The 20,770-nt window shown below is 38.9% G+C and carries 18 protein-coding genes and 1 pseudogene; 17 read left to right on the forward strand and 2 right to left on the reverse strand.

The annotated features are described in order from the left end of the window. From tnpC to LIZ98_RS12080, 8 genes and pseudogenes are all read left to right on the forward strand, one after another. Window positions 1-1,161, forward strand: a 1,161-nt coding sequence (tnpC, locus tag LIZ98_RS12045; RefSeq protein ID WP_227203068.1) for an IS66 family transposase, incomplete at its 5' end; no start/stop codon positions are given. Between the two features lie 126 nt (window positions 1,162-1,287). Further along, on the forward strand, window positions 1,288-1,530 hold the full coding sequence (locus LIZ98_RS12050; protein ID WP_227203070.1) for a restriction endonuclease subunit S: 243 nt from the start codon (window positions 1,288-1,290) through the stop codon (window positions 1,528-1,530). 43 nt (window positions 1,531-1,573) lie between these two features. Next, a complete protein-coding gene (locus LIZ98_RS12055; RefSeq protein ID WP_227139815.1) occupies window positions 1,574-2,866 on the forward strand; it encodes an HsdR family type I site-specific deoxyribonuclease in 1,293 nt (430 codons plus the stop codon). 303 nt (window positions 2,867-3,169) lie between these two features. Continuing rightward, window positions 3,170-5,014, forward strand: a pseudogene (locus LIZ98_RS12060) (type I restriction enzyme subunit R domain-containing protein); the annotation flags it as partial. Between the two features lie 13 nt (window positions 5,015-5,027). Beyond that, the gene (locus LIZ98_RS12065; protein WP_227139817.1) at window positions 5,028-5,753 is read left to right on the forward strand and encodes a M48 family metallopeptidase; all 726 of its coding nucleotides are present in this window, start codon (window positions 5,028-5,030) and stop codon (window positions 5,751-5,753) included. 230 nt (window positions 5,754-5,983) lie between these two features. Beyond that, window positions 5,984-6,613 carry a type II toxin-antitoxin system PemK/MazF family toxin gene (locus LIZ98_RS12070; RefSeq protein ID WP_227139818.1) on the forward strand — a complete coding sequence of 210 codons (630 nt, stop codon included), beginning with the start codon at window positions 5,984-5,986 and terminating at the stop codon, window positions 6,611-6,613. 826 nt (window positions 6,614-7,439) lie between these two features. After that, window positions 7,440-8,771 carry a hypothetical protein gene (locus LIZ98_RS12075; protein WP_227139820.1) on the forward strand — a complete coding sequence of 444 codons (1,332 nt, stop codon included), beginning with the start codon at window positions 7,440-7,442 and terminating at the stop codon, window positions 8,769-8,771. Between the two features lie 17 nt (window positions 8,772-8,788). Then, the gene (locus tag LIZ98_RS12080; RefSeq protein WP_227139821.1) at window positions 8,789-9,490 is read left to right on the forward strand and encodes an N-acetylmuramoyl-L-alanine amidase; all 702 of its coding nucleotides are present in this window, start codon (window positions 8,789-8,791) and stop codon (window positions 9,488-9,490) included. Window positions 9,491-10,337: 847 nt separating this feature from the next. On the opposite strand, the gene hxlB is transcribed toward LIZ98_RS12080, so the two are convergent. Both hxlB and hxlA read right to left on the reverse strand, forming a co-directional pair. Further along, complete coding sequence (hxlB, locus tag LIZ98_RS12085) at window positions 10,338-10,895, reverse strand: 6-phospho-3-hexuloisomerase (RefSeq protein ID WP_227139822.1); 558 nt, start codon at window positions 10,893-10,895, stop codon at window positions 10,338-10,340. Window positions 10,896-10,900: 5 nt separating this feature from the next. Next, the gene (gene hxlA, locus LIZ98_RS12090) at window positions 10,901-11,533 is read right to left on the reverse strand and encodes a 3-hexulose-6-phosphate synthase (protein WP_227139823.1); all 633 of its coding nucleotides are present in this window, start codon (window positions 11,531-11,533) and stop codon (window positions 10,901-10,903) included. A gap of 203 nt (window positions 11,534-11,736) precedes the next feature. Between hxlA and LIZ98_RS12095 the strand changes: the two genes are divergently transcribed. The 9 genes from LIZ98_RS12095 (at window position 11,737) to LIZ98_RS18285 (ending at window position 20,676) form a co-directional block, all read left to right on the forward strand. Continuing rightward, window positions 11,737-12,114: a winged helix-turn-helix transcriptional regulator gene (locus LIZ98_RS12095; protein ID WP_227139824.1), complete on the forward strand. Its 378-nt coding sequence runs from the start codon at window positions 11,737-11,739 to the stop codon at window positions 12,112-12,114. A 581-nt stretch (window positions 12,115-12,695) separates the two neighbouring features. Beyond that, window positions 12,696-14,141 carry a glucose-6-phosphate dehydrogenase gene (gene zwf, locus LIZ98_RS12100; protein ID WP_227139825.1) on the forward strand — a complete coding sequence of 482 codons (1,446 nt, stop codon included), beginning with the start codon at window positions 12,696-12,698 and terminating at the stop codon, window positions 14,139-14,141. A gap of 82 nt (window positions 14,142-14,223) precedes the next feature. Then, window positions 14,224-15,126, forward strand: a complete 903-nt coding sequence (gene gnd / locus LIZ98_RS12105) for a phosphogluconate dehydrogenase (NAD(+)-dependent, decarboxylating) (protein WP_227139826.1) — start codon at window positions 14,224-14,226, stop codon at window positions 15,124-15,126. A gap of 77 nt (window positions 15,127-15,203) precedes the next feature. After that, window positions 15,204-16,541 carry a glucose-6-phosphate isomerase gene (locus LIZ98_RS12110; protein WP_227139827.1) on the forward strand — a complete coding sequence of 446 codons (1,338 nt, stop codon included), beginning with the start codon at window positions 15,204-15,206 and terminating at the stop codon, window positions 16,539-16,541. Window positions 16,542-16,764: 223 nt separating this feature from the next. Next, complete coding sequence (locus LIZ98_RS12115; RefSeq protein ID WP_227139828.1) at window positions 16,765-17,001, forward strand: SHOCT domain-containing protein; 237 nt, start codon at window positions 16,765-16,767, stop codon at window positions 16,999-17,001. A 61-nt stretch (window positions 17,002-17,062) separates the two neighbouring features. Beyond that, on the forward strand, window positions 17,063-18,622 hold the full coding sequence (locus tag LIZ98_RS12120; protein ID WP_227139829.1) for a recombinase family protein: 1,560 nt from the start codon (window positions 17,063-17,065) through the stop codon (window positions 18,620-18,622). Window positions 18,623-18,774: 152 nt separating this feature from the next. Then, window positions 18,775-19,122, forward strand: coding sequence for a recombinase (locus tag LIZ98_RS12125; RefSeq protein ID WP_483298024.1), 348 nt, complete (start codon window positions 18,775-18,777; stop codon window positions 19,120-19,122). Then, a complete protein-coding gene (locus LIZ98_RS18280) occupies window positions 19,112-19,849 on the forward strand; it encodes a recombinase family protein (RefSeq protein ID WP_483298025.1) in 738 nt (245 codons plus the stop codon). Before LIZ98_RS12125 ends, LIZ98_RS18280 begins: the two co-directional genes overlap by 11 nt. 26 nt (window positions 19,850-19,875) lie before the next feature. Further along, entirely contained in the window at window positions 19,876-20,676 is an 801-nt protein-coding gene (locus LIZ98_RS18285) for a recombinase zinc beta ribbon domain-containing protein (RefSeq protein ID WP_483298026.1), read from the forward strand. The last annotated feature ends 94 nt before the right edge of the window (window positions 20,677-20,770 follow it).

The raw sequence follows: 20,770 nt of genomic DNA on the forward strand, positions 1-20,770 counted from the left end.
ACGACAATCGTACGTGAAGAGGCTGAATTTATACCTGCAAGAATGGAAAAAGTTCAACATATTGAACATGCATATGAATGTAAAAACTGCAAAGCGGATTTATCTCAAAAGGCCCAAATTAAACGTGGCAAATCACCTCAACCTCCGATTCAACGAAGCATTGCTGGTCCGAGTGTACTTGCCAAAGTAATTTATGATAAATTTGTGCAATACTTGCCCCTTTACCGGCAGGTAAAGGAGTGGGAACGTTATGGCTTGAATACGAATGATAAAAACCTTTCTAATTGGGTTATTCGAGCATCACATGACTGGCTTTTGCCCGTATATGAGCGAATGAAGAATATAATGTTGGAGAAGTCCATTTTACACGTCGATGAGACTTATGGACAAATTATCAATCGGTCGGATGGAAAATCTGGCCAATCTAATGCTTATAACTGGGTTTTTCGAAGTGTGCCCTGTCAAGGTCCGGCTATCGTTCTGTTTCACAGCTCATTATCACGATCACGATCCGTTCTTGAAGGATTCATTGAAGATTATTCGGGAACGATTGTCTGTGATGGGTATTCAGCCTATGACAAAATTGAAGGGATTACCTTCGCTAATTGCTGGGCCCATGTAAGACGTTATTGGTTAAAAGCAGACAGTAAAAACGGACGAATTGGTGTAAAATATTGCGATGAATTATTTCGTCTTGAAAGGGAATTTAAACACTTATCCCCAAGTAAACGAAGAAAAAAACGCCAAAAGCACTCGAAACCGTTAGTTGATGAATTTCTTGCCTGGGTTGAAAACTCACCATTCTACGGAAAAAATGCGCTCGCTAAAGCAGCTGAATACACGCTAAATCGAGCGAATGGACTAAAAGCATTCTTGGATGATGGACGAATAGAAATTGATAACAATCCCGCTGAGAATGCCATCCGTCCGAATGTAATTGGTCGAAAAAATTGGTTATTTTCCGTAAGTGAAGCTGGTGCGAAAGCAAACGCAATCTGTCTAAGTATCGCAGAAACAGCTAAAGCGAATGGAGTAGATTTCTACCAGTATCTAGTGAAGTTACTGAGAGACCTACCAAATTTAGATATTCATAGAAATCCAGAAATTATAAACAACTATTTGCCTTGGTCAAAAACGATCCAAGCAGAATGTGTAAAATAACCGTAAATCTGATTAAAAAATCATGGTTTTACGGTTATTTGTAGTACGTACCGTGAAGGTACGTTTATTTTTTTATTTCGGGCTTACATTAATTCAACCTTTTTAAAGGAGTTAATTAATTCAAATATGTTTAGGCGTTATATGATTAAACATATTCAAGGTGGAACAAGAGTTGCTTATAAATATAAAGATTTACATGATACAGTTGTAAAATTACCATCAATTAAAGAACAAAATGCAATTGAAAAAGTTATAACTGTTTTCGATGATAATATAACGTTATTACAAAAAGAATTATTTGAACTTAAACATCAAAAAAAAGGCCTTATGCAATTACTTTTAACTGGAAAAGTTCGAGTGCAGGTGTAATACCTTCACTCACATTTTCCTTCTTGAAAATGGAGGTGTAAACGTGCCAAGGGAGAAGAGATATGATGAACGGTATATTAGTCAAGTACCCGCAGTCGAAGTGCTAGGAAAATTAGGGTATCAATATGTATCACCTGAAAAGGCAAATCAGTTGCGTACGAATCTCCATGATGTTTTGTTAAGAAGAGTTTTAGAGGAGAAGCTAAAAGAATTAAATTCCTATGAATATAAAGGAGAAATTCGTAAATTTAATGATTCCAATATTCAACAAGCGATTCGGGATTTAGACGAATCTCTAACCAATGGATTAGTGAAGACAAATGAAGCTATTTATGAAACGGTCATGAATGGGCGGAGTTATACAGAGTTTTTGCCAGACGGTTCAAAGAAGTCGTTTACGATTCAATATATCGACTGGAAAAATATTGAGAATAATGTATTTCATGTGGTGGAAGAATTTGAAGTCGAACGGATGGATGGGCGTGGAACCGTTCGTCCTGATATTGTCCTATTCGTTAATGGCATTCCGTTTGCTGTTATTGAATGTAAACGAGCGTCTATTTCCATGAGCCAGGGAATCAGTCAAATGATTCGCAATCAAGGAAAAGATTATGTTCCACATTTGTTTAAGTTCGTCCAATTGGTCATGGCAACAAACAAAAATGAAACCATGTATGCGACTTGTAACACTCCGAAGAAGTTTTGGTCCATTTGGCAAGAGGAAAAAGAGGAGTGGCTTGAGTCTTGGTTGGAACAAACGGTAGAGGGCAGACTCGCAACTACACAGGATAAGAATATCATCTCACTGTTTCATCCTGAGAGACTGCTTGAAATTACCCAATTCTTTACACTGTTTGATAAAGATATAAAGAAAGTAGCACGTTATCAACAATATTTTGCCATTAAAGAAATCATTAAGACCATTGAAGAACGGGATGAAAACGGTAATCGCCAGAGTGGTGTGATTTGGCATACGCAAGGTTCTGGTAAGTCACTCACCATGGTGATGTTAGCTAGGTATATCTTGTCAGAATTACATGATTACAATCCAAAGGTTGTTATCGTAACTGACCGGGTGGAGTTGGATAAACAAATTCATAAAACATTTAGCCATACAAGGTTAAAAGCGAGCCGAGCAACTTCAGGTGGTCATTTAGTGGATCTTATTAATGATAACAACGCTGATATTGTGACAACATTAGTTCACAAGTTCGATTCAGCTTCCGTTAAGCAACAGCCGATTGAATCAAGGGATGTTTTTGTACTCGTTGATGAGTCGCACCGTACGCAATACGGTGAACTTCATAGTGAACTACTCCCACTTAGCTTTGCTTGAAGTGGGAGCTTCTCAGTTCCGCGACGAAAGCCGCCTTTCGTCTCCCTGAGCGTGACTTCGGGTCGTCCCAACCCTAGATATCCGACATTTCTACCTTGGCTATTTTACAAGTGGAAGGAATCTGCTTGGTTCTCGCCTATTCATTTGTCCACTCAACCCCCATATAGCCACTTATCAAGAAACATATGATATATTCAGTTTATCATAAGATTTGGCTATCGCCAACCGACATTCATCTCCCACCTACTCATTGGGCTATCGCCCTTCACATTCCTTGAGGATGGGAGACTTCTGTCGGAAAAAGTTAAAATGAAAAAAGTTTTTCCGAATGCGTGTTATTTAGGCTTTACAGGAACCCCATTAATGAAGAAAGAAAAAAGTACAATGATAAAGTTTGGGAAGCTCATTCATAAGTACACAATCGCTGATGGGGTTCGAGATAAGGCCATTGTCCCACTATTATATGAAGGAAAAATGGTGGAGCAATCCGTTAATCAAAAGGCGATCGACCTTCGTCTTGAAATGATTACAAGAAATCTAAACGATAAGCAAAAAGAAGAAGTAAAGCAAAGATGGAGTAAATATGAAAAATTGGCTTCTTCTGAACAACGGATTTTTTTAATTGCCGAAGATATTAACAAGCACTTTTTGGAAAACTACAAGACACAAGGTAGTCAATTTAAAGCGATGTTAGCAACGAATAGTAAAATTGAAGCGATTCGCTATTTAGAGGCGTTTGAAGAATTAGGTGATTTGAACTGTGCAGTAGTAATTTCTCCACCTGACCAGCGAGAAGGACATGAAGTAGTAGATGAGGAATCAAAGGATAAAATTCAACGTTTCTGGAAACGGATGATGAACCGTTATGGAACACCTGAAAAATATGAAGATGCGATTAAAGATGAGTTTGTCAATGGTGATGAGCTTGACCTATTAATCGTCGTTGATAAATTGCTTACAGGTTTTGATGCTCCTCGAGCAACAGTTCTTTACGTAGATAAGCCAATGAAAGAACATACTCTTCTTCAAGCAATTGCACGTGTTAATCGTCTTTATGAAGGAAAAGATTATGGTTTAATCATAGATTATCGTGGCCTTTTAGATAAACTGGATGAGGCCATGCAAATGTATTCTGGTGCAGGATTGGAAAACTTTGATCCAGAAGATTTAAAAGGTGCGATTTATGATGTTATAAGTATCATTGGATCTTTAAGGCAATACTATTCAGATCTAATTCAAATATTTGCACCAATCAAGAACAAGAATGATAGAGAAGAGTATGAAGTATGGTTGGAAAATGAAGAACGTAGAGAAAATTTCTACAATGTATTAAGTAATTTTGGAAGAAATCTAGGTATTGCATTAGAATCTGAAAAGATCTACAATGCTTTACCTGCTGAAGAATTACAGAAGTACAAAAAAGACTTTAAGTTTTTCCAAGATTTACGTAAGAGTGTAAAGCTACGCTACTCAGATACGATTGACCATAAAGAATATGAGGCAAAAATGCAGAAGTTAATGGATAACTATATTTCTGCAGAAGAAGTCATTCGAATTACAAATCCTGTAGATATTTTAAATACGAAGGCGTTTGAAGAGGAAATTGAACGACTTGGTTCCAAACGTGCCAAAGCGGATGCGATTCGGACACGTTTAACTAAGAGTGTTCATGCAAAATGGGATGAAAATCCATCCTACTATAAAAAGTTCTCTGAACGAATTCAAGAAGCTATACAAGAATATCGAGACAAAAGGATCTCCGAAGCTGAATATTTGAACCGTATGAAGGATATTATGAAGGATTATCAGAGCGGTCAAACAACGGAACAATATCCTAACGTGATTAAAGAAAATCGCAATGCACAAGCCTTTTATGGTGTGACAAAGGACATTTTGAGTGAAACGAAAGAAACGGCTGCAAGTTATGATACGAATACGTTAGGTGAGTTGGCATCCGAAATGGATAAAATCGTAAAAGAACATCAAAAAGTCGATTGGCATGATAATTTGGAGATTCACAATCGGATTGCTCAAGAGCTGGATGACCTTCTATTTGACTTTAAAGAAAAGCACAATTTGGATATTGACTTTGATACGATTGATAAAATCATTGAGCAAATCAAAACGGTTGCTCTAAGACGTTACTAAGGTAGGTTTTAGAATGGAAAAACATCAGATCGAGTACGCAAATAGAGTCATTGATTTCGTTCTGAAACGTAAAAACGTGAAAAATGTAAACCTCAATGTCAAACCGGATATGACGATAGAGGTTACTGCAAATGACAGAGTACCGTTAGACTTTATTTCTGATTTTGTAAAATCAAAAGGCTCGTGGATTCTCAAAAATGTGGGGCAATTTAAAGACGTTCAGCCTTTAAAGCAAAGTGAAAGAGAATATGTAAGTGGCGAGACATTTAAGTATTTGGGAAAACAATATCGCTTACGGGTTCAGAAGGCAACGGAAGAAGAAATGGTAAAATACTTCCGTGGCTTCATCTATTTGTATGTGAAGGACACTGATAATGTTATCCGAAAGGCAAAGCTGCTGGACGAATGGTATCGAGAAAAAGCCCAAATAACATTCAATGCGTCGCTTGAAAAAATGTATCCATTGGTACAAAAATACGGAGTAGAGAAACCAGAAATTGATATAAGGTTGATGAAAGCACGATGGGGTTCTGCCTTAATCGATAAGAATACAATTCTTTTGAACTCAGAACTTATAAAGGCACCGAAATACTGTATCGACTATGTGGTTCTACATGAACTCATTCATTTTAAGTACAACGATCACAGTGAAAACTTCTATCAAATGCTTTATTCTTTGATGCCGGATTGGGAGAAGAGAAAAGCAATTTTGGATGAAGAAGTTGTGAAGGATTTGTGAATTAGAAATTGAATCAACCAACCAGAAGGCGGCTTCTAACTTAAAGTAGAATCTGCCTTTCTGATTGAGACTCATTAACTTCCTTTATGCCATGTATTCAAACCGAATTAATTATGATTTAGTATTTAGGTTGAAATTATCAAAACTCGCTTTAATCTTTATTCATTTATTGGTTGTATTGTAATCTATTTTTTTGTAGATTTATAGTTTAGATATTACGAGGTGAAAGTATGGCACTCATAAAGAGAATGGTATCTTTAATTGAAAGAATGGCAAATAGATTAAATCAGTTCGATCCGGATAAAACAATGAAATTGTTAGATTGGACAATTCGAAAATTTAGAATACAAGCGAATGCACATCTACATAATAATAAAGTGATTTACAGAGGGGAAGTCTATTGGTGTTATTTAGGTGAAAATATAGGAAATGAAGAGAGTAAAAAAAGACCAGTCGTAATCATTCAAAATCAAAAAGGTAATGATCATTCTCCTACTACGATTGTAGCACCTATTACTAATGCTACAATAGATCTTCCAATTGCTGTACCAATTAATAGAGCTCAAAATCCAAATGTCACTGGAACAATTGATTTAGGGCAGATAAAAGTGGTTCATAAGGCAAGGTTAATTGGAAATAGTATTGATAAATTAAGGAACTCTGAGCTTAAGAAAGTAGATATGGCGTTAATGAAATCAGTAGGTACTTACACCCATTTAATTCGAGAAAAGCGAAAGTTCGAACAAAAGGAAAGATACGCACAAAATTTGAATCAAGTTCTGAGTGAAATCAAGCAAGAACTTGGAATCACAAAAAACGAAGAAATAATTAAAGCAATTCAGACATTAAAAAGTAAATAAGTATTGACCTTTTCCCTAGGTTATGTTTTAATAAAGATACAGATAGAGCTTATCCTAGTTAGGATAAGAGGAAAAAGGTTTATATTCAGAATGAAGAGGAGATTTTTATCTTCTCTTTTTACGTATTATGGTTATTTTTTAAGATCTTGACTCATAATATATAACAGATGGTGCTTGGTGTTGTATACACCAAGAGGAAAATGTCCATCATCAGAAGAAGAGAGCCTTTTTTAAGGCTCTCTTTTTATATGTTAATTTTCAGGGTAAATCACTGGGAAAAATATCAAACTTTGTATCAGGTGAATTCCACTTCTCTCGATATGAATTATCTACAGTCAGCATTCTACACACGTTGAGTGTGTTGTCTTGATGTCAAGGGTTGAGAAGTAGCTCTACTAAAAATACTGATAAATAAAGGGTTTCCAGACATTAGGTTTTTCTCACGGTTACTTTGCCGGAAGAAATAATGTCAGAAAACCCTTATTTTTATTGTTTGCGGTAACATATCAACTGCCTTGAAAGTGATAGGGTTGAGTTGATAGGTTAGATTTTTTATAGGGGTTGAGGAGACAGGATAGATGTATTATTTAATCCTCTCTTACAGCATCTGTATCGAAGATTCTATCAAGCTCCTCGTTTGATGTAATGCCACGAACTTTATTCCTAGTCGTTGTTTTTCCCATATCTAATCGATAGAAATGTTCGCGCCCATCAACACCCTTTTTTAATCTAATAAGCTGTATTCTGCCAAATTTATCCCAGTGCTTCTCTGCGAATTTTGCTAAACCCACTGCCTTAGGGTAATTGTCTTTGCGGCTAGGATCGTGTGGTTCTAGAATATCAAAAACATAACCTTGTGCGTCAGATCTCAAGTGCCTCCTTAAATGCGATTTACAAAAGGCCTGATGGGGTTGCATATCCGGTAGTCACGAACTACGCTGATGTTGTCCTTACATGGCAGCCCAATGCAACGGACACATCATTTGTTGGTGTTGGTCGGCTTGAAATAAGGGTTATTTTTGGTGATGTGGTTGGAAAGAGCACAAGAATACTAACCATAGTCGAGGATGCTCTTGTGGATGGAATTGCTGAACCACCAGAACCTCCTGCACAGGAATGGTTAAATAAAGTGCTTTCAGCTTTAGCTGAACTGGATATTGATGAAATAAATAATCTGCTCAACCTCACTTACAATCTATTAAACAACAACTATGATTTGCTAAATACAACACACAATTTGGTTGAGGATACCCGCGAAAATTTATATAGGCGAACAGGTATTCTACTCAACCATTTGCATCCAATAGAAACAGCTAGTGCACCGGATATGATTAGCCGGAGAGCAGCCATCACATTTAACAACATAGCAAATGGAAACAATGTAGTGATTGGCATGATAACATATACCTTCGTTTCAGCTTTGGGTAGTCCAGCTGCAAATAATGTGCAGGTTCTAATTCAAGACACCCTTCGTAATACAGTTAAGACACTTGCTAGAGCTATAAGGGGCATTGATGACGAAATGAAAATTGCCTATGGAACTGGGACTGATCCAAACCCAATTTGTACAGCTTATTGGACAAGTCAGAGGTTTTCCATAGGTAGTACTACCGTTGAGGCAGGTGAGAGCCTTTTTCTACTTGAAAGAGCAGAAAATGTGACTTCCGCAATACCTCTCTCATCCACAGCAACGGCTATTATTAGTGACTTCACCCGTTCGGCCTATTCAAGATATATTTTGCCGGGTAATGTCTCGGGTTCAGGCGGTGTAAACAGTGTCCGTGGTCCTTTGCACACGATATTACCTATTAATAGCGTGGTTATAGGCGGGCAGGGTGGATTGCTTTATCCAACAGCTTATGATTGTCATTTAGTTACCCTTTGCCGCCAATCAGATACAAGTGAAAAAGAACTAGACTTATATATATCAAATGATGAAGTGAACTTTACCAGAATCTCACGTAGCACACCTATAGGTGCTGATAGTTCAAACGCTTGGTTGCATATTCATATTCAAATGCGTCAAAGCCGGGTGCCTTCTGGTTATGGATTGTATATCAGTATGGGAAGTGATGGAACATCGGCGAATGCTTTTTGTGATTTGAAGTTTACCTATCATCTATACCCTGTGGCTCTTGCATCTGACACAAATTCTTGATTAGTGGGGTGACCGTAATGAATCTGCATAAGTTAATACTTACAAATAATGCCTGTTTCAAAGCAGGAAAAACAATATTGCCGATGGGCATCATGGTTCACTCAACTGGAGCTAACAACCCGTGGCTCAAACGATATGTTGGCCCTGACGATGGCTTGCTAGGCAAGAACCAATATAACAACCATTGGAATCAAGACAAACCTGGAGGCCGTCAAGTATGTGTCCATGCCTTTATTGGTAAATTAGCAGATGGTTCCATTGCAACCTATCAAACATTGCCTTGGAATCACCGAGGTTGGCATGCTGGAGGAACTGCAAACAATTCTCATATTGGATTTGAAATTTGCGAGGACGGTTTGACCGATGCCTCGTATTTTTCTGCTGTTTATAAGGAAGCAGTAGAGCTTTGTGTACATCTTTGCAAACTCTATGGACTAAGTGAGAAGGATATCATCTGTCATAGTGAAGGCTATAAGCAAGGTATAGCCAGTAACCATGCGGATGTTATGCACTGGTTTCCTAAGCATGGCAAGACTATGGATGCCTTTAGAGCAGATGTTAAGAAACTTCTAAGCGAAGAAGAAAAATCAGCAGAACCAGCGAAAAAGAAATACTATCGTGTACAAATAGGTGCATACACTGTCAAAGCAAATGCTGAGGCACAGCTTGCTAAAGCTAAAAAGGCAGGCTTTACGGATGCATTTATTAAGTATGATTAACAAATGGGGCGAGTTAAAAATCATCGAGATTCCTAAATAAAATATTAAACTGTTAGATTATCTAGCCTGTAGGGGTTCTTCCCTTGCAGGCTCTTTTTTTATGCTCTGATTTTATTTTTTTATTAGTTTATGCCTTGCATCATCGGATGTGACAGTGTGAATCTTTGCTGACATATACAAACAAGCTCACATGAATATGAACTGATATTTGCGAAGAAAGAGTTTGTTTTCGCAGTGTCAAGATTTAATCCTAGCTTATTAAACGCTTTCAAAAAGTCTGTTTTAAAAATTTCTCTTAAAGTAAAGATTTTCTAATCTAATAGAATGCCAGTCTAATAGAAAAAAGATTCCTTTCAAAAAGTTGAAATCCCTATGGGACTTCTTGAAAATTCCTATTGATCTCTGCTCTTAGCACCTCCTATTTTTATAGTTTCAGCCGTTTCCAATCAGGTAGATTTGCTGATGATGCCACGATGCCGGTTTTCATAGAAGCGGATCGTCGGATTTTTTGCCGCTTCAACGATTGATGATCATCATACCTGATATATAACACAGCATTTCTTTTCCATTTATACTATATCACATTTTTAAAAATAAAACAAAAAATTATAAATTTTCTTTTATTTTATAATGGAAATATCAGTTGATACAACCTATTTAACTCCGTTTTTAGAATAAAAATGCGTGCTTCTTCTTGTCATTCTTCCTCTAAAGAGAAAAAAGGGGAAAGGGAGGGAAGGAGGATCGCTTCATTATAAGAATAAAATATGAAAACTATTCTACAAAAAGAGACCGCAAATCGTTCTAAGAACCATTTACGGTCTCTAAAAGTTCGAGAGAGGAAACTCTATTCTAAATTAGCATGTCTTCCAAACATCGTATTGGAATCCAATCCTTTTTTCTCCATGACTCTCAAGATGATGGCGTCATAAAACAATAACAATGTTTGTTCGAAAAGCGACCCCATTGGTTGTATGGTTTTGTAATCGTTATCCGATTGATCTTTTGGTGATCCGGGTAACTTTACAGTAATATCCGCCAGTTGACCAATGGTCGATTCGGGGAAAATGGTGGCTGCTGTGATGCTTCCGCCGATTTTTTTGGCTTTTTCTGCCATGGAAACTAGGCTTTTCGTTTCTCCCGAACCCGATCCAATAATTAAAAGGTCTTCTTTTTCATAGTTGGGAGTGACGGTTTCGCCTATGACATAGGCATCTAATCCCATGTGCATCATTCGCATGGCAAAAGATTTCGCCATAAATCCAGATCGGCCGGCGCCGGCTACGAAAATTTTCTTGGATTCGAGAATTTTATCTACCAATTTTTCTGCTTCTTCATCCGAAATGAGATCAACCGTACGACTTAACTCTTTTAAGATTTCACCTAAATATTGAGTCGTCTTCATAGGCCTCAACCTTGTTGTAACATTTCTTTCATTTTAGCTGCTACAGCTTTTTTATCTTTTTGTCCAGCGATACCGCCGCCGACAATGACAAGATCTGGTTGTGCTTTAATAGCTTCTGGCAGTGTTTCTAATTTGATACCGCCGGCAATAGCTGTTTTTGCATTTTTAACGACAGCTTTAATTTTCTTAAGATCTTCAAAAGAGTTTTTACCTACTGCTTGAAGATCGTAGCCGGTATGAACGCAAATGTAATCTACGCCCATAGCATCGATTTCTTTTGCACGTTCTTCTAAATTTTTCACGGCGATCATGTCAACAAGGACCTGTTTGCCTTGTTTTTTCGCTTCATCTACAGCGCCTTTGATGGTTAAATCTTCAGCAGCTGCAAGAACGGTCACAATATCGGCGCCGGCTTCGGATGCTTTCATCACTTCATATGCAGCGGCATCCATTGTTTTTAAATCAGCTAATACTCTTAGATTTGGGAATGCTTCTTTCATTTGTTTAACGGCTTCAAGCCCCCAAATTTTTACAACCGGAGTACCGATTTCGACAATATCAATATATTCCTCAACTTCTTTTACTATTTCTATTGCTTCTGGAATGTCAACTAAATCTAATGCTAATTGTAATTCCATTCTTTTTTCACTCCTTTGATTTATTGATAATTTACACGTTAGTAGTATGCCCAATGGGTCACTTTATATTGGCCGGATTTTTTGATCCCCGGCTACAGTCGTTAGTATACAGCGTATTGTATTTAATTAAAAGTACGCACTTTATTTTTACATAGTGTCAAAAAGTATACCGTGTGCTATAATACATGTTGGAGGTGATTAGAATGACGCGTATGCGCGAAAAAACGTTCAATTGTGAAAAAGAATTAACGCTCGCAGTCATCGGCGGAAAGTGGAAAATGCTGATTTTATGGCATTTAGGCAGAGAGGGAACTAAGCGATTTAGCGAACTAAAAGCTCTTATGCCCGGCATTACACAAAGAATGCTGGTGAACCAATTGCGTGAGCTGGAAGAAGACCTTATCGTTCATCGCGAAGTTTATCCTGTTGTTCCGCCGAAAGTAGAATACTCTTTGACAGAGTATGGAAAGAGCTTGATGCCGATTCTTGAGTCCATGTATCAATGGGGAAAAAATTATATGGAAACGGTTCTTGGCCAACATCCAGAAACAACAGAAACAAAAGAAGTCGTTAATAAATGAAGTTCATTCTAAAACAGAATGAAAAAAATATAGATATGAAAAAGCCACGGGCAACAACTTTTCTTGTAAAGGTTGTTGTTCGTGGCCTTTTTTGTTTAGAAATGTTCCTTTCGAAAATCGGGCTTCATACTTTAAAAGCCGCTAGCTTTGGAATCCATTTGGGTCTTATACATTACCTTTTATAAAGATGAGTAGGTATTTTTATTTACACTATATATTGTTTTTGTAACTATATGATTAAAAAGTGCGTACTTACAAATTCGATCGATACGTATTATACTTACCATTGCTGAAACAATGAAGCATGCATGAAAGCATGTTCTTTCTATCTCTAAGGCGTTGGAAGGCAGAATTTATTTTGAATAGGCATCGTTTGAATATGAAAGGGAAAACTAACTCGTACACATTCTCACGAAAGTTTAGATGTCGGATGTGAGAGAAATGACCGAAATGAAAAAAAGATCCAATTCATCAGAGATTTGGTCTTGCTATCTGGTCAAGTATGGAAAAAATGAAATCGCCTGTTTTCAAAACAAGGGGATCCAACGTTTTAGAGTCTGTTTGATCAGGAGGGATGATAAATGAATTCTATGAGCTTGGTCTTGTTTGGAGCGTCAGGGGATTTAGCGAAAAGGAAAATATTCCCTGCTTTATATAATTTATTTCTCGATCAAAAAATGCCAGATTCCTTTTCCGTCATTGGTGTTGGTCTAAGAGATTGGACGGATGAATATTTTCAAGCGCTGGTGGAGGATTCAATCAAAACATTTTCCAGACGTCCCGTTATGGATGATTCCCGAAAGGAAGAGTTTTTGAATGCCTTCCGCTACTGCAGTTTGGATGTAACCGATGCAGAAGGGTTTAATGTTTTGCTCGAACTGGTTCAACGGCGTGAGAAAGAATTAAATATTCCTGAAAATCGGTTGTTTTATCTATCCGTCGCGCCAACCTTTTTTGACGTGATTGCGAAAAATATCCACCAAAGTGGATTAGGGTCCACGAAAGGGTGGAAACGCCTCATTATTGAAAAGCCGTTTGGACATGATTTGAAATCGGCTCAAGAGTTGAATGAAAAATTAAGCCGATTTTTTAAAGAAGAAGAAATTTATCGGATTGACCACTATCTTGGCAAGTCGATGGTTCAAAACCTGGAAGCGTTGAAATTTGCCAATCCGGCGCTGCAAGCGCTATGGAATCATCAACATATTGCCAATGTCCAAATTACGGCCAGTGAAACGGTGGGAGTGGAAGAAAGAGCCGGCTACTATGATCAAGCGGGCGCTATTCGAGACATGGTTCAAAATCACATGATGCAGTTGGTGATGATGACGGCCATGCAGCTGCCCAACCGCTTTAACGCCGAAGACATCCGCAAGGAGAAAAGAAAAGTCTTGGAAAATCTTCGTCCACTGCGGAAAGAAGACGTCCGCCAATATGTCGTTCGCGGACAATATGGACCGGGGGAAATTCAAGGGGAACCCGTTGTAGGGTATACAGAAGAGCCGGGCATTCCTCCTTCTTCCACGAACGATACATTTGTGGCGGCACGCTTATGGATTGACAACGATGCTTGGCGAGGAGTCCCTTTTTATATCCGTACGGGAAAAAGAATGAAGGAAAAATCGACCCGCATTGTCCTTGAATTTAAACATTCGCATACGGTTGAATCTCAACAAGCGGAGCCAAACTTATTAGTGATTCATGTCAATCCGGTGGAAGGCGTCTCGTTCCAACTCAATCGGAAAAATCCGGTCCACCGCGATCAAATCGAACCGGTCCAAGTCGATTTTTCGGCGAATCAGAAGGATGTGCCCGAAGCGTATGAACTGTTGCTGTTCGATGCTTTGATGGGAGACTCGACGTTCTTCGCTCATTGGAAAGAAGTAAAGTTGTCTTGGAAATGGGTTCAACCGATTTTAGAAGCCTTTGAAGAAAATCTGGTTCCTCTCCATTCCTATCCTTCCGGTTCCATGGGGCCGGAGGCCTCTCAACAATTATTGGCAGAGGACGGATTTCGTTGGTGGTAAAACCAATAGGCGGGGGGTTCCCCGCATGATGGAAAAAGAATCAGAAACTACGATTGGAAAACAAGTGAAGGAGGGTATTTAGATGAAAATTGGATTAATCGGTTTAGGAAAAATGGGGCTGAATTTAGGCCAAAACTTAATCGACCATCGCCACGAAGTGGTGGCGTATGACGTCAATCCCCAGGCGGTGGAAGAAATCCAAAAATATGGCGCTCAAGGAACTTCCAGCTTACAAGAACTGGTGGACTCGTTGGAAAAGCCAAGAATTGTCTGGATCATGGTGCCGCATGGTGTGGTGGATTCCGTCCTCGGCGACCTGAAGCCGCTTTTGGAAAAAGACGATATTGTGATCGAAGCGGGGAATTCCCACTATAAAGAGTCGATTCGCCGCTACAACGAGTTCAAAGAAGCAGGCATCCGCTTCATGGATGCCGGTACTTCCGGAGGCATGGAAGGAGCTCGCCATGGGGCTTGTTATATGGTAGGGGGAGATCCCGAAGCTTGGAACATCGTGGAACCGATTTTCCGGGATACCGCTGTGGAAAACGGCTATTTATATGCCGGTAAACCGGGCAGCGGCCACTTCTTGAAAATGGTCCACAACGGCATTGAATACGGGATGATGGCCGCCATTGGAGAAGGATTTGAAGTGTTGGAGAAAAGCGACTTTGATTTTGACTACGAAAAAGTTGCCAGAGTATGGAACAATGGGTCCGTCATTCGTTCCTGGCTGATGGAATTAACCGAACGCGCCTTCTCGAAAGATGCGAAATTAGACGGCATCAAAGGCGTGATGCACTCTTCCGGTGAAGGAAAATGGACGGTGGAAACGGCTCTGGATTTACAAACGGCCACACCGGTTATCGCCCTGTCCTTATTGATGAGATATCGTTCGCTCGAAAACGATACCTTTACAGGAAAAGTCGTCGCCGCTTTGCGCAATGAATTTGGCGGACATGCGGTGGAAAAAGCAAGCGGCAAATAAAGAACCATGATAAAAGGAAAGATTTTAACATCTGACCTGATCAATGGAGAACAATTTCAAGAAAAGGGGAGTAAGCTATGTCCATTTCTTTTGATTACTCAAATTCATTATCCTTTATGAAACAAAGCGAAATCGAAAATCTCAGCGAATTTGTCAAAGTCGCTCATATGATGATTCATGAAAAGAAGGGACCCGGCTCTGATTTTCTGGGCTGGGTGGACTTGCCGTTCCGGTATGATCGGGACGAATTTGCGCGCATCAAACAAGCGGCGGAGAGAATTCGAAGCCACTCGGATGCTTTGGTGGTCATCGGCATCGGAGGCTCTTACTTGGGGGCAAGGGCAGCGATTGAAGCGTTGTCCCATAGCTTCCATAACCAAATGAACGATCAGACACAAATTTATTTTGCCGGCTACAATATCAGTTCGACTTATATGGCTCATTTACTGGAGCTGTTGGAAGGAAAAGACATCTCCGTCAACGTGATTTCGAAATCCGGAACTACGACCGAACCGGCGATTGCTTTCCGGATTTTCCGGGACTACATGGAGAAAAAATACGGAAAAGAAGAAGCGAAAAAACGGATTTTCGTCACCACCGACAAGGAAAAAGGCGCCTTGAAAAAATTGGCCGATCAAGAAGGATATGAAACCTTTGTCATTCCGGACGATGTCGGGGGAAGATATTCGGTTTTAACCGCTGTCGGTCTCTTGCCGATCGCCGTAGCCGGACTGAACATCGATCAAATGATGGAAGGAGCCGCTGCGGCTGCACGCAAATACAATCATCCGGATCTTTTAACCAATGAAAGCTATCAATATGCTGCGGTGCGAAACATTCTGTACCGGAAAGGAAAGGCCATCGAATTGCTGGTGAATTATGAACCTTCCCTTCATTATGTATCCGAATGGTGGAAACAGCTGTTTGGAGAAAGCGAAGGAAAAGATCAAAAATCGCTTTTCCCGGCATCGGTTGATTTTTCCACGGACTTGCATTCCATGGGTCAATACGTTCAAGAAGGCCGTCGCCTTCTGATCGAAACGGTCTTGCAAGTGAAGAAACCGCGAATCGAAGTCACCATCCAAGAAGATCCGGAAAATATCGATGGATTAAACTTCTTGGCCGGTAAAACGATGGATGAAGTGAATAAAAAAGCGTTCCAAGGGACTTTATTGGCCCATGTCGACGGGGAAGTGCCGAACCTGGTAGTGGAACTGGACGAAAAGAATGAATTCACTTTCGGAGAAATGGTGTACTTCTTTGAAAAAGCTTGTGCCATCAGCGGACACTTGCTGGGGGTGAACCCATTCGATCAACCGGGAGTGGAAGCCTATAAAAAGAATATGTTTGCGCTGCTTGGAAAACCGGGATTTGAAGCAGAAAGAGAAGCGCTGATGAAACGGTTGTCCAAATAATTTATTGAGTGAAATAGACACTGTTGTTGATAAAAGTGCAGGAAACAAGAGAGGGAGCGAAGTCAAACCGCTCCCTCTCTTTTACTTTTTTTAGATAATCTATTTTCAGATTGGAAAATTTTAGCTAGCGGCCATCGCTGAACGGAAGAAAATAGTTATTTTATTTTTACAAATCCTCAACTTCGACCTGTTCCCGCGGCTATTAGGTAGGAGGTGATTCTACGTGAATCAGCATGAGGATAAAAAAGTTATGAAGATCTCAGATGGGGTTATAGACAAAAGCATCGAGTTAAAGAAAATGTCACAGGAGCAGCTACAGCGTGAGTTTGATTATATTCAGGCAGAGAAATTACTTAGAAAGATGCTCCGAAAAGGTTTAATAACGGAAGCAGAATTCAACAAGATAGACGCACTCAACCGCCAAACTTTCTCTCCTTTTTTAGCAGAGATAATGCCCTGAAGTCGTTGATATATAAGGGTTTCAGAGGTAATATGTGACCTACCAAAAAGGAGGTGAGTCGATGAAAAAGATAACAAAAATAGATGGGAATAAGGGTACATCAATTATCAAGCCCAAATTACGAGTAGCTGCTTACTGTCGTGTTTCTACGGACAGTGATGAACAGTTAGTGAGCCTAGAAGCACAAAAATCCCATTATGAGACTTACATAAAGGCAAACCCAGAATGGGAATATGTTGGCTTGTATTATGATGAGGGGATAAGTGGGACCAAAAAAGAAAACCGGTCAGAACTTCTTAGAATGCTATCAGATTGCGAAAACAAGAAGATTGACTTAATTATTACAAAGTCCATTAGTAGGTTTGCGAGAAACACTACGGATTGTTTGGAGATGGTTCGTAAACTGTTGGACCTTGGGATTTATATCTATTTCGAAAAAGAAAATATCAATACCCAATCAATGGAAAGTGAGTTGATGCTTTCTATATTAAGCGGGCTTGCAGAAAGTGAGTCAATCTCCATTTCGGAAAATAACAAGTGGGCAATTCAAAGGAGATTTCAGAACGGAACTTTTAAGATTTCTTACCCACCATATGGTTATGACAACATTGACGGTCAAATGGTGGTAAATCCTGAGCAAGCAGAAATTGTGAAGTATATTTTCGCAGAAGTATTATCAGGCAAGGGTACACAAAAAATAGCAGACGATCTTAATCAAAAGGGTATCCCCTCCAAAAGAGGTGGTCGTTGGACTGCTACAACAATTCGAGGAATTCTAAAAAATGAGAAATATACCGGGGATGTTATACTGCAAAAAACCTATACAGATTCCCGTTTTAATAAGCGCACCAATTATGGTGAGAAAAACAGATATTTAATAGAAAATCACCATGAGGCAATTATCAGCCATGAAGTGTTTGAAGCAGTAGAGGCTGCCTTAAATCAAAGGGCAAAAGAAAAGGGAATAGAAAAGCGTAATGATAAGTACCAAAACCGGTATTCTTTCTCGGGAAAAATTATTTGCTCGGAATGTGGTAGCACCTTTAAAAGACGAATTCATTCATCCGGCACAAGAAAATATGTAGCCTGGTGTTGCAGTAAATACTTAAAGCAGATAACTGAATGTTCAATGCAGTTTATTCGAGATGAGGATATAAAGAAGGCCTTTGTTACTATGATGAACAAGCTGATTTTCGGCAGAAAACTTATTCTACAACCACTATTAGATGCTTTGCGTGGAATGAGCAACTCAGATGACCTTGCAAGAATTCAGGAATTAGAGAAGCAAATTGAAAAAAATGCAGAACAGAGAGAACTGCTTGTAAAGCTTATGGCAAAGGGGTATCTAGAACCTGCACTTTTTAACAGAGAAAACAATGAACTGCAAATGGAAGCAGATAATTATATGGAGCAAAAAGAAGCTTTAATTCATGCTTTAAATGGAGAATTATCAAAGGTGCAGGAAGTCAGTAACTTAATAAAGTTTACAAATAAGGCTGAAATGATAGATACCTTTAGCGAGCAAATTTTCAATAATTATGTTGAAAAAATTATCGTTTTCTCAAGGGTAGAGATAGGTTTTGTTCTGAAATGTGGAATCACACTAAGGGAAAGGATGTGAGAAAAGTGGCGCATACGCCTTATGGCTATAGGATAGAGAATGGAATAGCAGTTATCGATGAAGAAAAAGCTGAAAGGGTTAGGAATTTGTATAAGGGTTACTTATCAGGTTAATGGAGTTCGATAATTATCAATCGGACCGGTGTTAGGAATTTGTATAAGGGTTACTTATCAGGCCTTTCCTTATTGGTCGCAGCAAAGTCTGCTGGAATAGATGCTTATCATGGAACTGCTGGAAGGATGCTAAGAAATGAACGTTATCTTGGTGATGATTATTACCCTGCCATCATTGATAAAGAGACATACGAAAGAGCAGAAGCAGAGAGGTTAAAGAGAGCAAAAAAGCTAGGCAGAATCTTTGAACCCAAGACAGAAGATAAACCTACTATTTATAAGAAGTTTTCCATAGGACAAGTAATTCAGAAGTATACAAATCCTTTTACACAAGCGGAATTTGTATATAGCTTAATAGAAAGTGAGGTGCAGCAAGATGGCAGTTAATAAAAATGTAATGATTATACCTGCAATAAAACGTGTAGGCAACAATCGAAAAGAAGATGAAACACCAAAACTTCGGGTCGCTGCTTATTGCCGAGTTTCTACAGATAGTGATGAGCAGGCTAGTAGTTACGAAGTGCAGATTGAACACTATACAGAGTTTATCAAGAAGAATTCAGAGTGGGAATTTGCAGGGATCTTTGCTGATGATGGTATCAGCGGCACAAATACAAAAAATCGCGACGAATTTAATCGAATGATTGATGAGTGTATGGCTGGGAAAATTGATATGGTTATTACCAAATCAATAAGCCGATTTGCTAGAAATACCTTGGACTGTCTACAATACATCAGAAAACTTAAAGATAAAAATGTTGCGGTATATTTTGAGAAAGAAAATATCAATACACTGGATGCCAAAGGTGAAATTATGCTTACCATTATGGCATCCTTAGCGCAACAAGAGAGCCAGTCATTAAGCCAGAATGTAAAGCTTGGCTATCAATACCGATACCAACAGGGAGAGGTAATGGTCAATTGTTCTAGGTTTTTAGGATATACCAAAGATGAAAATAAGCGATTAGTAATTGTGCCGGAGGAAGCTGAAATAGTCAAAAGGATTTACCGAGAGTATCTTGAAGGCTCAAGTATGGATAAAATCAAAAAAGGACTTGAAGCTGATGGCATACTTACGGGAGAGGGGAAAAAAGGTGGCATACCAGTACTATAAGGAAAATATTAAGCAATGAAAAATACATTGGTGATGCACTGCTCCAAAAAACTTATACGGTAGATTTTCTTACAAAAAAGAGGGTTGTGAATAACGGAATCGTACCTCAGTATTATGTAGAGAATAACCATGAAGCCATTATCCCGCGTGAAATTTTCATGCAGGTACAAGAAGAGTTAGTTCGTAGAAGTAGAGGACATATAAGTACTAGCGGAAAGAAAAGAAACTTTAGTTCAAATCATGTATTTTCACAAATTATCTTCTGTGGAGAGTGTGGCGAAATATACCGTAGAGTTCATTGGAATAACCGAGGTAAAAAATCGATTGTTTGGAGATGCGTCAGTAGACTTGAGAATACAGGGTTAACTTGTCATTCCCGAACTGTGCTGGAGGATATGATAGGCCTTGCTACGGTTGATGCAATTAATAAACTAATAGGGCAAAAGGATGGCTTTTTAACTATCTTAAAGGAAAATATAGAAACAGTGATAAGTGAAACGGACAATAATATTGTTTCCGAGATAGATAAAAAGCTAGAGGAATTACAAAAAGACCTTTTGAGGCTGGCCAATTCCAAAGAAGATTATAACGATATAGCCGATGAGATTTACAGGCTCAGAGAGGAAAGGCATAAGGCTTTAGCAGAAGAAGCTGGCAAAAAGGGCTCCAAGCAAAGGCTAGAAGATATGGAAAAATTCATTAATGAACAATCCATCCTCCTTGAGGAGTATGATGAGCAACTAGTAAGGAGACTTATAGAGAAAATAACGGTCTATGATGATAAACTAACTATTGAATTTAAATCTGGTGTAGAAGTATATGTATAAACATAACCTTCATGAATGACCACCATTCAGGAGATATATTGTAAGCCCCCATTCAAACAACGCATATAAATCAACAGCACCTCTTGTTAAAATT

It is taken from the genome of Caldibacillus sp. 210928-DFI.2.18 (assembly GCF_020554505.1).
GTDB classification, from domain to species: Bacteria; Bacillota; Bacilli; order Bacillales; family Caldibacillaceae; genus Caldifermentibacillus; species Caldifermentibacillus hisashii.

Bases quoted from the DNA above. Each gene is read 5' to 3' on its own strand.
- LIZ98_RS12050 (WP_227203070.1), top strand. From the start codon at position 1,288: ATGTTTAGGCGTTATATGATTAAACATATTCAAGGTGGAACAAGAGTT.
- LIZ98_RS12065 (WP_227139817.1), top strand. From the start codon at position 5,028: ATGGAAAAACATCAGATCGAGTACGCAAATAGAGTCATTGATTTCGTT.
- LIZ98_RS12070 (WP_227139818.1), top strand. From the start codon at position 5,984: ATGGCACTCATAAAGAGAATGGTATCTTTAATTGAAAGAATGGCAAAT.
- LIZ98_RS12080 (WP_227139821.1), top strand. From the start codon at position 8,789: ATGAATCTGCATAAGTTAATACTTACAAATAATGCCTGTTTCAAAGCA.
- hxlB (WP_227139822.1), bottom strand. From the start codon at position 10,895: ATGAAGACGACTCAATATTTAGGTGAAATCTTAAAAGAGTTAAGTCGT.
- hxlA (WP_227139823.1), bottom strand. From the start codon at position 11,533: ATGGAATTACAATTAGCATTAGATTTAGTTGACATTCCAGAAGCAATA.
- LIZ98_RS12095 (WP_227139824.1), top strand. From the start codon at position 11,737: ATGACGCGTATGCGCGAAAAAACGTTCAATTGTGAAAAAGAATTAACG.
- zwf (WP_227139825.1), top strand. From the start codon at position 12,696: ATGAATTCTATGAGCTTGGTCTTGTTTGGAGCGTCAGGGGATTTAGCG.
- gnd (WP_227139826.1), top strand. From the start codon at position 14,224: ATGAAAATTGGATTAATCGGTTTAGGAAAAATGGGGCTGAATTTAGGC.
- LIZ98_RS12110 (WP_227139827.1), top strand. From the start codon at position 15,204: ATGTCCATTTCTTTTGATTACTCAAATTCATTATCCTTTATGAAACAA.
- LIZ98_RS12120 (WP_227139829.1), top strand. From the start codon at position 17,063: ATGAAAAAGATAACAAAAATAGATGGGAATAAGGGTACATCAATTATC.
- LIZ98_RS18280 (WP_483298025.1), top strand. From the start codon at position 19,112: ATGGCAGTTAATAAAAATGTAATGATTATACCTGCAATAAAACGTGTA.